A 13,109-nucleotide genomic window follows, 5' to 3' on the forward strand; every position below is an offset into this window, starting at 1 on the left:
CCAGGCGCCATATGTCTGCCAGTGGGATAGATCGGTTGAGTTGCCTTGGAACCACTGATAGTTTCGAACGTGTGAGCGACACGGCGGTCAGTGCCCGGTACACATTCCGGCTCCGGCTGTCCGCCACGGCACGCCAGGCGCTGCTGGCCGAGTGGGATCGTTGCCGGTGGGTGTGGAACCAGTGTGTGGTCGAATCCCGCGCCGCTCGCGCCGCAGGGAAAGTGATCGGCCCGGCCGCGTTGGGCAAGGAGCTGACTGGCTGGCGAGCTGAGCATGATTGGCTGCGTGTAGGGGCATCGGTGCCGCAACAACAGATCATCCGTGACTTCGGGCGCTCCCGCGCGAAAGCGTTGAAAGACATCAAGGCGCGGGTGCCGGTGGCGCGGCGGGCTGGAATGCCGCGGTTGAAGAAGAAGGATCTCGCTGCCCCGTCGCTGGAGTATACCTTGCGCGGTTTCCGTATCCGTGACGGCCGATTGCATCTGGCCGGGGGGATCGTCGCGCGGGTCGTGTGGTCGCGGGAACTGCCCGCTGCTCCGTCGAGTGTGCGTGTCTACCGCGACAGCCTCGGCCACTGGTACGCCTCGTTCGTGGTTGCCGCCCAACCCGATCCGCTTCCGGCGACCGGGCAGGCGATCGGGATCGACTGGGGCGTGACCACCACTGCCACCACTACCAGCCTCAGTCACGACCTACCCCACGCCCAGTACGGGAGGTCCGCGTCGGCGAAACTGGCCCGTTATCAGCGGATGATGGCCCGCCGCAGGCCCGGTCGCGGCCGGGCTGCTTCGGCTGGATACCGTGCCGCCAAGAAGCGGGTGGCGAAGCTGCACGCGAAGGTCGCACGGCAACGCCAGGACGGTGCCCGCAAGTGGGCGAAAGCGGTCGTACGCGGTTTCGACGCGATCGCGGTCGAGGACTTCCGGCCGAGGTTTCTCGCTCGCTCGACGATGGCGCGTAAGGCCGCTGACGCCGCGATCGCGTCCGCCAAGGCCGAGCTGGTACACATGGCCACCAAGCATCAGCGTCAGCTGGTGCTGGTCGATCCCGCGCACACCACCATGGACTGTGGTAACTGCGGTGCGAGAGCCAAGCACCGGCTACCACTGTCCCAACGCATCTATACCTGCACGGCGTGCGGGTTCGTCGCTGACCGAGACCGTAACGCCGCACTGGTCGTACGAAACAGGGCTGGTTTCACCCCTGCTGGTGTCGAGAACGTAAGCCCTGACCGCTCGCCGAGCGTCCAGGCAGTTTGAGCCAGGAATCTCGCCCATCAGCATCAGGGTGAAGAGGAATCAAGTGGGATGTGCGACTGCAGGCCGACCTCGACCTCGAGCGTGAGCGTGATCTTGTCGCCGATCACCGCGCCGCCGTCGGGCAGCGGCATGTCGATGGTGATACCGAAATCGCGGCGATTGATCACGGTCTTGGCCTCGAAGCCGGCGACCGGCCCCTGGCCCATGCCGGGATTCACACCGAGGAACTCGACGTCGAGCGATACCGGCTTGGTGACGCCGCGGATGGTGAAGTCGCCGTCCACCAGGAAGTCGTCGCCGTCGACCCGGAACCCGGTGGATTTGAAGGTGGCCACCGGAAACTGCTCGGCCTGGAAGAAGTCCGCGGTGCGCAGGTGCGCGTCGCGCTGTGCGTTGTCGGTGGTCACCGAGTCGACCCGGATTTCGGCCTCGGCCGAGGCGCTGCCGTCCTCGGCGATGACCAGCTTGCCGGAGAAGTCGGTGAAGCGGCCCCGCACCTTGCTGACCATCAGGTGACGCACCGAGAAGCCGAGGGTGGAATGGACGGGATCGATGGCCCAGGTGCCTGCGGTCAGGCCCTTGGTCGCTTCGGGTGTCATGGTGTTCTCCTCCTATAGTTGAGATTTAAACTATGTGAGTGGGGGTTGGATCGGGGGCATTGCGGGAAACTCAGTGGGTGCCGAGAAGCTGTGCGAACGGTACCGGCTCGTCATACGAATCGGTGGCACGCGATCGCGGCGTGTTGGTCAGAAACGTGGCGAATTCCGTTGCGGCGCGGTCCATCCGGGCGCTCAATCCATCCGAGTCGGCGGATGCCCAGTCCTCGGACGCCGCGTACACCGACGTGGGCGCGACCACCGCACGCAGATGGCTGAACATCGGCCGCAACGCGTGTTCCAAGGCCAAGGAGTGGCGCGCCGAGCCGCCGGTCGCACCGAGCAGCACCGGCATCCCGCTCAGCGAATCCGGTTCCAGCACGTCGAAGAACGTCTTGAACAGGCCGCTGTAGGAGGCGTTGAAGATCGGCGTGACGGCGATCAGCCCGTCGGCGGTGACCACGGTGTCGATCGCCGCGCGCAGCGCTCCCGCCGCGAATCCGGTCACCAGGTTGTCGGCCAGATCGCGGGCGTGTTCGCGCAGCTCGACGACGTCGAACGCCGCGTCGGCGCCGGAGTTCGCCAGCGCTTTGCCGGTGGCCGTGGCGAGCCGATCGGCGAGCAGTCTGGTCGACGAGGGCTGGGACAGTCCCGCGGAGACGACGGCGATGCGGGTCATCGGGTCACCTCCGGCGCGGCGTCGCGGGCGGCGACCAGGGCAGCGTGCGTCGGCGCGTCCGGAACATGCGCGGGGCGCATGGCGTCGAACTCCTTGCGCAGCACCGGCACGACTTCCTCGCCGAGCAGGTCCAGTTGCTCCAGCACGGTTTTCAGCGGAAGGCCGGCGTGGTCCATCAGGAACAACTGACGCTGGTAGTCGCCGAACGACTCGCGGAAGGTGAGCGTCTTGTCGATGACTTCCTGCGGGCTACCCACGGTGAGCGGGGTCTGCTCGGCGAACTCCTCCAGCGATGGGCCGTGTCCGTAGACCGGCGCGTTGTCGAAGTATGGCCGGAACTCCCGCACCGCGTCCTGGGAGTTCTTGCGCATGAACACCTGCCCGCCCAGTCCGACGATGGCTTGGTCGGCCGAGCCGTGCCCGTAGTGCTCGTAGCGCCGGCGGTACAGCGAGATCAGTCGCCGGAAATGCTCTTTCGGCCAGAAGATGTTGTTGGCGAAGAATCCGTCACCGTAGTAGGCGGCCTGCTCGGCGATTTCGGGGCTGCGGATCGAGCCGTGCCAGACGAACGGTGGTACGCCGTCCAGCGGACGCGGCGTCGAGGTGAACGATTGCAGCGGTGTGCGGAACTTGCCCTCCCAGTCGACCACGTCCTCGCGCCAGAGCCGGTGCAGCAAGTGGTAATTCTCGATCGCCAGCGGGATGCCGTCGCGAATGTCCTTGCCGAACCAGGGATAGACCGGTCCGGTGTTGCCGCGACCGAGCATCAGGTCGACGCGGCCGCCGGCCAGGTGCTGCAACATGGCGAAGTCCTCGGCGATCTTCACCGGATCGTTCGTGGTGATCAGCGTGGTCGCGGTGGAGAGCTGAAGCCGCTCGGTCCGCGCCGCGATGTAGCCGAGCATCGTCGTCGGCGACGACGGCACGAACGGCGGGTTGTGGTGCTCGCCGGTGGCGAAGACGTCCAGCCCGACTTCTTCGGCCTTCTGCGCGATCGTCACCATCGCCGTGATGCGCTCGTGCTCACTCGGCGTCCGCCCGGTGGTCGGGTCGGTCGTCGCATCGCCGACCGTGAAAATTCCGAACTGCACGACGCCTCCTTCGTTCTCAGTCTGGCCCAAATTGGTGGATATGGCAACCAATGGAACGGCGGTGGACGCCCCGCTATTCCCGAGGCGGCGGTGTGGCCTCGGTTACGTCAGGTATTCCGCTAGCCAGGTGCGGGTGAGAAGGCGGGTCACCTGGGCGCCGGTGTCGAGTTCGGTGGTGCCGAAAGCGTGGTCGAGGAAGGGGAGCTCGACGTAGCGGTGGGGGATGCCAGCGGCGTCGAGCGCGGCAGCGTAGGCCGCGGTGTGCTCGGCGAGCACGAGGTGGTCGTTCGCGCCCTGGACCAACAGCGTCGGCGCGGACTTGTCGGTGATGTGCGGCGTGGAGTCGGTCGCGGCATATCGATCGGGGTATTGCTCGGGCGTTCCGCCGAGATACTGCCGAGCCGCGTCGGACCCTATCGAGGTCTCGGTGCCGGAGGCGGTGAGGTCGACCACGGGATACAGCGCGATCACCGCCCCCACCCGGGGCAGGTCGGCGGCGCTGCCGCAGCTGGGCCGCAGGACACCGGCGTTGATCTGGTTCGCCACGTTGATCGCGAGATTGCCACCCGCGGAGTTACCGAACACCGCGAGGCGGCGCGGGTCCAAGTTGTATCGCCGGGCGTTCGCCGCGGCCCAGGTCAGTGCGCAGGCGACGTCGGCGTCCGCGGTGTCCCAGCGGTGGTCGGCGTCGTCGGAGAGGCGGTAGTCCACATCGAGGACGGCGTACCCGTTGTCGGCCAGCCACGTGGTGTAGGCATTGGTGCCGCGGCTGCCCCCGACGAACGCGCCGCCGTGGATGCTGACCACCAGCGGTGCCGGTGCGGAGCCGCGTGCGGGCAGGTGCAGATCCGCCTGGATCGGCTGCCCGTCGATGGTCGCGTACGTGACGGTCTCGTCGGGCGCGTCGCCGACGGTACTGAACGGAACGGCCGGAGCGAACGGAATCCACGTGCCCGCCGCGTCACGCGCCGCGCACACCAGCGCCGCGCTCGTCGCCACGGACAGAACCAGACCGACGGCGGCCACCCCGGTCACCGTCCCCGCGATGCGCCGGCCCGTCGCACTCCGGCGCAGCGCTACCAGCGCGAGTCCGGCCGTGACCACCGCCAGCACCACGTTCCATGAGCCCATCGCGTCGCGCACCGCGCCGAGCAAGAGCAGAGCGGACTGGATGATCGCGTTGCGCAGCAACGGCATGACCCACGAGACCGGCACGACCGCGATCAGCTGGCTGACCACGAGGTACACGGCGAGCGCCGCCGCGAGCGTCAGCAACCCGATCCGGGCCGGGCGCCGTGGCGGGTCCGGCCTTCCTGGCGCGGCTGAATCCGCTCCTCGCTCCTCGCTCATTCGGGCTCTCCGCTTCGCAGTCGGTTCGGGTCGACTCCAACATAGATCTGTCGATGTGCCGCACCCCTTCCCGCTCGCGGCGCATGTGTAAGCACTCGGGTAGCCGACTACGCACGACATCCGGCGGCGGGTCCGCAGAATCGGTCGCCACAGTGATTTCGGACACAGTGGTTGGGAAGAGGTTGGGATGGCTGGATATCGCGATTGGATGGCACCCGCTCCGAATCCGGAGCCGCCGTTGGACAGTCGTCGCCGCGCCGAGGCCGGCCGGACGGCGAGCGATCCGGCGGCAGCGCGGGCGCTACCGTGCCGCCCGCGGACGCACCTCGCCGCGTCCGGGCGGCCGAGCGCCGGCGTGCGCGGCGCGCTGCGCCGGAGTCATCCGCAGGGAACCCGGGCCGACGACGAAACGCTCTCCGCGGCGCGGCGGTTCGCCGATTCAGCGGTGCGGATCGTGCTGGAGGTACTCGATCGCAGGAGACCGGTGGCGCAGCTCGCCGTGGTCGCCGACGCCACGGTCATCGCCGCGATGCGCACGCTGATCGCCGCCGATCTGGTGCCGGGCCGTGCCCTCGGCGGCGCGGTGCCGATCCGGGTGAGCGTCGTACTGGTGGACGCCAAGACCGCCGAGGTCTACGCCGGATACGCCCGTGGCGCCAGGCATTTCGCGCTGGCGGCGCGCATCGTCCGCACCCGCTCGGCGGGCTGGCGGCTGACCGCTCTGCGCATCCGATGACGGGTGTCACGGATGTGGCGGCGGCCGGTCGGCGGCGTCACACGCACGTCGAGGTGCCGGTCCGGCCGGGAAAGCCCCTGCGAACTGGGCGCGGCGCCCGTGGTGGAGTAGCCGACTACCTAGGTTCGGGCCAGCGAACTCAGCCAGTCGTGCATCCAGGACAGCGCGGTTTTGCCGCCGCCGACGGGGTAGCTGCCGTAGGCGGTGTGGGCCTGGGAGCGGTAGAACTCGTCGAGCAGCCGCGCTCGTTCCTGGTTGGCCGACTCCGACAGCTGGCTCTGCAGCAGCGCGATACCGCCGTTGGACATGAGATCGCCGAGGATGGCGTTCATTTCGAGTTGGTAGCGCCAGATGTAGGCGGGGTCCGGATGCGAGGTCTGGGCCAGGAAGCCCGCGAAGCGGGTCACGAAATCGTCCGCGGCCGTGGCGCAGTAGAGGTCGCCTGCCGCGCAGATGGTGCGGGTCTGCGGGGTGACGAAACCGAACCCGCCGATCCGCGGCCCACCCGCGCCCGCACCGCCCACCGGCGGACCGACCATCGCGTCGGCGGGGGAGCGGCGCGGATCGGAGATGAGTCCGACCGCCGCGATCCGGTGCGGCGGCACGACGCCGAGGCCGGTGCCGATCTCGGCCGCGAGATCCCCGGCCGCGTCGGCTCCTTGGCTGTAGCCGAGCAGTGCGATCTTGGTCGCACCGCACTCCCTGGCCATCGCCGCGATCATGCCCCGCGCGTTGTCCACGGCCTCACGTTTGGAGGCGCCGTAGACCTCGCTCTCCCACGGGAACGCCGTCGCGGCGTAGCTGACGTAGTCCACTCGCGCCGAGTCCGGCAGTCCGTCGGTGACCCCCGCGAGCATTCCGGGTCCGGGCGGGTCGCCGTCCGGCTGGTCGGTGGTCTCCCATGTTCCCGGGATCGCCACCACGTACAGGCTCGGGCACTCCGGTGCCGCGACGGCCGGCCCGCTGCCGGGGCCGACGCAGGACAGCGTCATCGCCGCGATACCGATGGCCGCCGAGATCAACTTCGATCGCATGCGTTCGCTCCTGGTAGTCCACGCGCCGCAGGCGCTCCCCGGCAGGAATCGGCCTCCGCCGGTGCCGCGCGGTGGTCGGACCCGGCCCCGTCGAAGGCAGCATTGAGACTCGGTGGTCTCAAAGTGCAGCCAGAATAGCGAGACTGTGTGAGACGGCACAATCGACCGGCTGAGTGACGCGCATCACAATCGATTCACCTGTGTTCACGCCGGACGATTGCTATGGGCTGTGGGTGAGCAGGATGGCGATGGCCTCCGCCCATCGGTCGATGGTTGTCGCGGCAGCGCGCTCCGTCGAGCGCAGTGGCCGCGACATCGCGGTGCCGCGCAGTACCGCGACGGTGAGATCGCGGACGGCCGGATAACGCGGATGGGCGACGAACTCCGGGCCGAACAGCGCGTCCACCACGCGATGGAGATCCCGACCGGCCTGTCGTTCGGCCGCGCGCAACGCCTCGGCAAGCGACGGATCGGTGCGTGCGGCCGCCCACAATTCGAACTCGGCCTGTGCCGCCGGGCGGGCCATCGATTCGTACAACGCGGTCAGGGCGCGTATCACCGGGTCGGAGCCGTCGCCGAGCCGATCCGCGGCCTCCCGGACGGCCGCTTCGTTGCGGGCGACCAGATGGGCGACCAGACCCGAAACCAAGGCGTCGATGGTGGGGAAGTGGTGTAGCAGGGCACCGCGGCTGACGCCCGCCGCTCGCTGCACCGACAGGGTGGACAGCGCCGAGTAGCCCCGCTCGGCCAGTAGATCCGCGGCGGCGTCGAGAATGCGGACGCGAGTCGCCCGCTTCTGCTCCTCGCGTCGTCCGGCCATCGGGCTCCTTTCGTCGCCGAGGACGATTTCACAGTCAGTATTGACTGTCAAACGCTCGGTGAGCCAGACTGCCGATACCCGGTTCCGGCCGACGTCGAAAGGGAAGACGATGACCGACAGTGAATTCCAGGACGGCGCGGCCGCGTGGTACCGCAATTGGGCCGAGACCCCGGACTCGCCCTGGGCGGGCCGCCCCGAACCGGACGACGCGGGCGAGTACCGCACGCTGACCTACGAACGGGACGGCCGGATAGCGCGTATCACGTTCAACCGCCCGGAGAAAGGCAATGCGATCACCCCGGACACCCCGCACGATTTGGCGCGCGCGGTCGAGCGCGCCGATCTGGACCCGCGGGTGCACGTGATCCTGCTGTCCGGGCGCGGCAAGGGATTCTGCGGCGGGTACGACCTGAGCATGTTCGCCGAGCAGGGTTTCGCGGTGACCGGGGGACCCGGCGACGTGGCGGGAACGGTCGTCGATCCGGTGGTGCAGGGCCGCAACCACGACCCGGCACAGACATGGGACCCGATGATCGATTACGCGATGATGAGCCGGTTCAACCGCGGGTTCGCCAGCCTGATGCAGGCGAACAAGCCGACCGTGGCCAAGCTGCACGGCTTCGCCGTTGCGGGCGGCAGCGACATCGCCCTGTTCGCCGACCAGATCATCTGCGCCGACGACACCAAGATCGGTTATCCGCCCACCCGCGTGTGGGGTGTCCCGGCCGCGGGCATGTGGGCGCATCGCCTCGGTGACCAGCGCGCCAAGCGCCTGCTGTTCACCGGTGACTGCCTCACCGGCGAACAGGCCGTCGAATGGGGCCTCGCGGTCGAGTCCTGGCCCGCCGACGAACTCGACGCGCGCACCGAGGAATTCGTCGCCCGGATCGCGCGCATGCCGGTCAACCAGCTCATGATGGCCAAGCTGGCGCTCAACTCGGCGCTGTACGCGCAGGGCGTCGCCAACTCCGGCATGATCAGCACCGTCTTCGACGGCATCGCCCGGCACACCAGGGAGGGTTATGCCTTCCAGAACCGTGCTGGCACAGTCGGTTTCCGCGAGGCGGTCCGCGAACGCGACGAGCCGTTCGGCGACTACAAACGCGAGCGGTCCGACCGATAAAATCCTCCGGGCGCGGCCGACGCGCGTAACCGAGACGTGCACGTGGTTGTCGCCGACGTCCGCGTCACGATCCACTGGCTGCTCGTGATCATGTCCGCCCCACCGGTCAACGCCTTCGAACGCCGAGGGGCTGGCTCGGTCACCACGGTCCCTCGGGTCCCCGCAAGGAGACCGCTGGTCAGTGCTCGGGCGAAACCTTGTCGGCCGCCTGGTCCTCGACGTCATAGCCGAGCCGCACGTCGTGCGCCGCCTCGCCGCCGCACACCGTGACCCGGCTGGTCACCGGCGGATAGCCGCGCGCAACGATCGTGTAGTCGCCCTCGGCCAGATCGGTGACCACGTAGCGGCCGTTCTCGTCGCTGCGCGTCGTCGCGATGGGCACGCCCGCCGCGTCGAGCACGCTGATCCGGACATCGGAGACCGCCCGGCCGCCATCCGACCACGCCGTCCCGGCCAGCACCGCCATCGGGGCGAGCTCGATGTCATGGTGCAGGGGCCCGCTGTCCGGCACCGTCAGCGTGGTCGCGCTCGGACGCATGTGCTCAGCGATCGCCACCAGGGTGTAGGTGCCGGGGACAACGCCATGACACAGGTAGGCGCCATCGGACGCCGCGGTGGCGGACCCGACGACCTCGCCGTCCGGGTCGGTCAGAGTGACGGTCGCGCCGGGCAGCGGCTCGCCGCGGGTGCGCGACCGGACCACGCCCGACACCTCTCCGGAGCCGAGCAGGGTGATGTCGAACTGCTGGGGCCGATCCCCGACCGTGACGTTGACCGCCGCTGGTTGATGGCCGACGGCCGACACGATCAGCACGTAATCGCCCGCATCGGCCGCGCCGACGACATAACCACCGTCGGAGCCCCCGGTTGCCCGCCCGGCCTGACGTCCGCGCTGGTCGATCAGGGTCAGAGCGGCGGAGGGCACCGGGCGCCCGTCTTCGCGGTGGACATAACCGCTGAGGCAACGGCCTTCGTACTCCGCGCCGTCGGCCGCGTCGAAACTCGCGCGCAGCTCGGGGCGCCGCGCGCCGTTGCCAGCGGGATCACCCGCCGCATGCTTGCCCGCCCCGGCGAGCACCGGCTCCGGTTCCGACAGCGCTTGCGCGGCGCCCTCCCAGACCTGATCCGCGTCCCACCGCGACTCGACTTCCTCCGGCTCGTCGCTCGGCGCCGCCGCCGGGACCGGATTGTCTTGCAGCGGAATCTCTTTCATGAACATCAGCACCACGCAGGCCAGCAGAGCCACTCCGGCCGCCGCGTAGAACACACCGTGCATGGAGTCGGTGAACCCGGTGAGGATCGGTATTCGCAGCTCGTCGGGCAGGGCCGCGATACCGCTGGTGTTGGACTGCATGCCGCTGAGCTGGTCGGGGCCGAATCCGGGCGGCAGTGCGCCGCCGAACGCGTCGGTGATCCGGTGCGGCAACAGGTTGAACAGGATCGTCAGGAACACCGCGACGCCGAGGGTGCCGCCCATCTGCCGGAAGAAGGTGGCCGACGCGGTGGAAACGCCCATGTCCGAGCGTGGTCCGGCGTTCTGCGCGGCGATGATCAACGTCTGCATGCAGCAGCCGAGCCCGAGGCCGATCACGCCGCCGTACACCAGCGGCTGCCACAGCGGGCTGTCGTAGTGCACCTGCGCGTACAGCGTCGCGCCGATCGCGACGATGAACGTGCCGGTCACCGGCAGGATCTTGTAGCGACCCGTCTTCTTGGTGATCCGCCCGGCCGTCTGCGAGCCGAGCATGATGCCGAGCACCAGCGGCAGCATCAGCAGCCCCGCCTTCGTCGGCGAGTAGCCGCGCACCACCTGGAAGTACTGCGGGACCATGGTGATCGCGCCGAACATCGCCACACCGACGATGAACCCACCCAGGATGGTCACGCTGAAGGTCGAATTCTTGAACAGCCGCAATGGGATCAGCGCCGCGTCCTTCATCAGGAATTCGACCAGAACGAACAGCAGGAACCCGACCGCCCCGACGCCGTAGCAGATCAGCGCACGCTCCGACGACCAGCCCCAATGGCGGCCCTGCTCGGCGACGATCAGCAGCGGCACGACGAAGATCGTCAGCGCCAGCGCGCCGAACCAGTCGATGCGGTGGTGCTGGCGCTGGTGCGGCGTGTTGAGCACCTTGGCCACCACGAGCATGGCGAGCACGCCGACCGGGACGTTCACCAGGAACACCCATCGCCAGCCTTCGATGCCGCCGAGCTCTTGGTAGTCGGAGAAGAAGCCGCCGAGCACCGGGCCGAGCACGGTGGCCGTGCCGAAGACCATCATGAAATAGCCCTGGTAGCGCACCCGTTCCCGCACGGGGACGATGTCACCGATGATGGTGAACGCCAGCGACATCAGCCCGCCCGCGCCGAGGCCCTGGAAGGCGCGGAACCCGGCGAGCTGGTACATCGAGGTGGCGAAGGTGCAGGCCACCGAACCGATGACGAACAATCCGATGGCCACGAGATAGAACGGCTTGCGGCCGTAGATGTCGGCCAGTTTGCCGTACAGCGGCGTGGTGATCGTCGCGGTGATCAGGTAAGCCGTTGTCGCCCAGGCCTGTTCGTCGAAACCGTGCAGACTGTTGGAGATCTTCACGATCGCGACACTGACGATGTTCTGGTCGAGCGCGGCCAGGAACATTCCGAGCAGCAGGCCGGACAGGATGGTCAGGATCTGCCGGTGCGACAGGGGTGTGGCTGTGTCCAGGTCCCGCGGTGCCCGGGTGGTGGAATTCGTCATGGATGACCCTTATTTCCAATCGGCTGGCTGTCGGGAAGTTGTCTCGATTCCTGCGGTGAGCCGGTCGAGCAGACCGGTCAGGGTGTCCCGGTCCCGCGCGGACCAGTCGGCCAGGATGTCGGCCAGCCACCGGTTGCGCAACGCGCGGTTCTCCTCGAAGACGCGCACGCCCTCCGCGGTGGCCGCCAGCACGCACGCACGGCCGTCGACCGGATCGGCCCGGCGCTCCACCAGCCCGTGTGCCACGAGCGATCTGCTCTGTCTGCTGATGGTGGAGGCCTCGGCGTGTAACAGCTCGGCGATCCTGCCCGCGCGCTGTGGTCCCTCGTGGACCAGGCAGAACAGCACCGAGTAGGCCAGCCGTTCCAGTCCGTCCGGGCCCGCCTTGGCCAGCTGCGACTTCGTCCGGTTGACCGCTCGCATGAACCGGACGAGCTGCTTGCCGAGCTCGTCGGCGGCCGCGAGTTCGGCCGCCGTGACGGTGCGCTCGTGAGCGAGCGCAGCGAGCGAACCATCAACACAGCGCGCATCGCGCATGGCGGAGCCGAGCGCCAGCGAGGCGCCGTCAGGAGCGGTAGCGGACATGGCAGTCACCTCGATGTTCCCGACAACAGATTAGTTAGCAAGGATAACTAGTTGCTTTGGGCAACTATACATCCGCTGGGTCGAAGCTTTGCGAGGTGGGTCACTTCGTGCACGCCTTGCTACCGTCGCGAGCGCTCTCGCCGACGCCTCGGCCTTGCCTGTTGACCATTCGACCGACAGAATCCACCGAAATATGCAATGTTGTTACTGCGCAACGGCATTGAGAGGGAATCCACGGTGGCCGAGTAGGCACCGGTAAAAGGGGGTGCGGCGAGATCATGTCGTCGAACACGTCCGAGCCGGGCGGCATGCCCGCCCGCTCCGGCCGGGCACGGCCCGAGCGCGTGCCCACGTGGCCCGGGATGATCGCGCCGCAGGGTCCGTCGCACCGCGCTGCAGCTGACCGGCTCCGGGCGCCCCGCGATCGGCGCCGGGCTCGGCGCGGACCACGTCGCGCCTGGTTGGTCGGCGGCGTCGGCTTGGCTGCCTCCCTCGCCGCCGCGGCGCTGGTCCTGGTGTACACGGACGCGGCGTCCGCACCACGGCAATCGGCCACCGTCGCCGACCCGGTGCTCGGGGGCGGACCTGGCTGTGAGCCGATCCGTGGCGAGCAGCTGGTGCGCGGCAACGGCACCGGTTCGGTGGACTCGGGGCCGGACGTGATCCTGGCCTTCCAGCACGCGTACTACGTCGCCCGCTCGGGAGCGGTCGCCCGATCTTTGACCGCACCGGACGCTGCCGTCCCACCGGTCACGGTGATCGACGCGGGAATCGCTTCCGTCCCCCTGGGAACCCAGCACTGCGTCATGATCACCTCCATGCTCGACGGTCGCTACGACGTGGTCATCACCGAACTGCGGCCCGACGCGGCCAACCGCACCTATCGCCAGTTCGTCACCGTGGCCACCAGCGGCGGCGAATCCACCATCATCAAGATCGCCGCACCGAACTGATTCGCGCCGAGCTGCGGCCGCGTCTGCGTTATGCCACTCGAGCACAGGGAATCTCGCTACGATTTCACTGCCGGAGCGGTCGATCGGCGACGAAATGCAATGCATGCGGGTCGGTTCAGGGGAGGTCGTCCGTGGGATTC

Annotated in this window: 12 protein-coding genes; 4 read left to right on the top strand and 8 right to left on the bottom strand. The window is 68.4% G+C overall.

Going from position 1 to position 13,109, the window contains the following annotated elements; genetic code table 11:
* Nucleotides 1-71: 71 nt before the first annotated feature.
* Nucleotides 72-1,259: an RNA-guided endonuclease InsQ/TnpB family protein gene (locus tag ACWPXK_RS29430; RefSeq protein WP_454199420.1), complete on the top strand. Its 1,188-nt coding sequence runs from the start codon at nucleotides 72-74 to the stop codon at nucleotides 1,257-1,259.
* Between the two features lie 23 nt (nucleotides 1,260-1,282).
* Here the strand turns inward: ACWPXK_RS29430 and ACWPXK_RS29435 are convergent, their stop codons facing one another.
* From ACWPXK_RS29435 to ACWPXK_RS29450, 4 genes are all read right to left on the bottom strand, one after another.
* Nucleotides 1,283-1,858, bottom strand: a complete 576-nt coding sequence (locus ACWPXK_RS29435; protein WP_454199421.1) for a YceI family protein — start codon at nucleotides 1,856-1,858, stop codon at nucleotides 1,283-1,285.
* 70 nt (nucleotides 1,859-1,928) lie between these two features.
* Nucleotides 1,929-2,534 (bottom strand): FMN reductase, encoded by a 606-nt coding sequence (locus ACWPXK_RS29440; protein WP_454199422.1) that lies wholly within the window; start codon nucleotides 2,532-2,534, stop codon nucleotides 1,929-1,931.
* Nucleotides 2,531-3,625, bottom strand: a complete 1,095-nt coding sequence (locus tag ACWPXK_RS29445) for an LLM class flavin-dependent oxidoreductase (RefSeq protein WP_454199423.1) — start codon at nucleotides 3,623-3,625, stop codon at nucleotides 2,531-2,533. Before ACWPXK_RS29445 ends, ACWPXK_RS29440 begins: the two co-directional genes overlap by 4 nt.
* A gap of 102 nt (nucleotides 3,626-3,727) precedes the next feature.
* The gene (locus tag ACWPXK_RS29450; RefSeq protein WP_454199424.1) at nucleotides 3,728-4,975 is read right to left on the bottom strand and encodes an alpha/beta hydrolase fold domain-containing protein; all 1,248 of its coding nucleotides are present in this window, start codon (nucleotides 4,973-4,975) and stop codon (nucleotides 3,728-3,730) included.
* A gap of 208 nt (nucleotides 4,976-5,183) precedes the next feature.
* On the opposite strand from ACWPXK_RS29450, the gene ACWPXK_RS29455 reads away from it, so the two are divergent.
* Nucleotides 5,184-5,711 carry an Rv3235 family protein gene (locus tag ACWPXK_RS29455; protein ID WP_454199425.1) on the top strand — a complete coding sequence of 176 codons (528 nt, stop codon included), beginning with the start codon at nucleotides 5,184-5,186 and terminating at the stop codon, nucleotides 5,709-5,711.
* A gap of 119 nt (nucleotides 5,712-5,830) precedes the next feature.
* Here the strand turns inward: ACWPXK_RS29455 and ACWPXK_RS29460 are convergent, their stop codons facing one another.
* Together ACWPXK_RS29460 and ACWPXK_RS29465 are read right to left on the bottom strand one after the other, a co-directional pair.
* Nucleotides 5,831-6,745: a cutinase family protein gene (locus ACWPXK_RS29460; RefSeq protein WP_454199426.1), complete on the bottom strand. Its 915-nt coding sequence runs from the start codon at nucleotides 6,743-6,745 to the stop codon at nucleotides 5,831-5,833.
* A gap of 220 nt (nucleotides 6,746-6,965) precedes the next feature.
* Complete coding sequence (locus ACWPXK_RS29465) at nucleotides 6,966-7,565, bottom strand: TetR/AcrR family transcriptional regulator (protein WP_454199427.1); 600 nt, start codon at nucleotides 7,563-7,565, stop codon at nucleotides 6,966-6,968.
* A 109-nt stretch (nucleotides 7,566-7,674) separates the two neighbouring features.
* On the opposite strand from ACWPXK_RS29465, the gene ACWPXK_RS29470 reads away from it, so the two are divergent.
* A complete protein-coding gene (locus ACWPXK_RS29470; RefSeq protein WP_454199428.1) occupies nucleotides 7,675-8,688 on the top strand; it encodes a crotonase/enoyl-CoA hydratase family protein in 1,014 nt (337 codons plus the stop codon).
* Between the two features lie 178 nt (nucleotides 8,689-8,866).
* On the opposite strand, the gene ACWPXK_RS29475 is transcribed toward ACWPXK_RS29470, so the two are convergent.
* Both ACWPXK_RS29475 and ACWPXK_RS29480 read right to left on the bottom strand, forming a co-directional pair.
* Complete coding sequence (locus ACWPXK_RS29475) at nucleotides 8,867-11,431, bottom strand: MFS transporter (protein ID WP_454199429.1); 2,565 nt, start codon at nucleotides 11,429-11,431, stop codon at nucleotides 8,867-8,869.
* A gap of 9 nt (nucleotides 11,432-11,440) precedes the next feature.
* Nucleotides 11,441-12,016 (bottom strand): MarR family winged helix-turn-helix transcriptional regulator, encoded by a 576-nt coding sequence (locus tag ACWPXK_RS29480; protein WP_454199430.1) that lies wholly within the window; start codon nucleotides 12,014-12,016, stop codon nucleotides 11,441-11,443.
* Between the two features lie 278 nt (nucleotides 12,017-12,294).
* Here ACWPXK_RS29480 and ACWPXK_RS29485 point away from each other — a divergent pair, with 278 nt between their 5' ends.
* Nucleotides 12,295-12,969 (top strand): hypothetical protein, encoded by a 675-nt coding sequence (locus ACWPXK_RS29485; RefSeq protein WP_454199431.1) that lies wholly within the window; start codon nucleotides 12,295-12,297, stop codon nucleotides 12,967-12,969.
* Nucleotides 12,970-13,109 lie beyond the last annotated feature (140 nt).

The sequence above is a fragment of the Nocardia sp. Marseille-Q1738 genome, from assembly GCF_965283145.1.

Coding starts and splice junctions, on each gene's coding strand:
- ACWPXK_RS29435 (WP_454199421.1), bottom strand. CDS start 1,858: ATGACACCCGAAGCGACCAAGGGCCTGACCGCAGGCACCTGGGCCATC.
- ACWPXK_RS29475 (WP_454199429.1), bottom strand. CDS start 11,431: ATGACGAATTCCACCACCCGGGCACCGCGGGACCTGGACACAGCCACA.
- ACWPXK_RS29460 (WP_454199426.1), bottom strand. CDS start 6,745: ATGCGATCGAAGTTGATCTCGGCGGCCATCGGTATCGCGGCGATGACG.
- ACWPXK_RS29485 (WP_454199431.1), top strand. CDS start 12,295: ATGTCGTCGAACACGTCCGAGCCGGGCGGCATGCCCGCCCGCTCCGGC.
- ACWPXK_RS29450 (WP_454199424.1), bottom strand. CDS start 4,975: ATGAGCGAGGAGCGAGGAGCGGATTCAGCCGCGCCAGGAAGGCCGGAC.
- ACWPXK_RS29455 (WP_454199425.1), top strand. CDS start 5,184: ATGGCACCCGCTCCGAATCCGGAGCCGCCGTTGGACAGTCGTCGCCGC.
- ACWPXK_RS29465 (WP_454199427.1), bottom strand. CDS start 7,565: ATGGCCGGACGACGCGAGGAGCAGAAGCGGGCGACTCGCGTCCGCATT.
- ACWPXK_RS29470 (WP_454199428.1), top strand. CDS start 7,675: ATGACCGACAGTGAATTCCAGGACGGCGCGGCCGCGTGGTACCGCAAT.
- ACWPXK_RS29480 (WP_454199430.1), bottom strand. CDS start 12,016: ATGTCCGCTACCGCTCCTGACGGCGCCTCGCTGGCGCTCGGCTCCGCC.
- ACWPXK_RS29440 (WP_454199422.1), bottom strand. CDS start 2,534: ATGACCCGCATCGCCGTCGTCTCCGCGGGACTGTCCCAGCCCTCGTCG.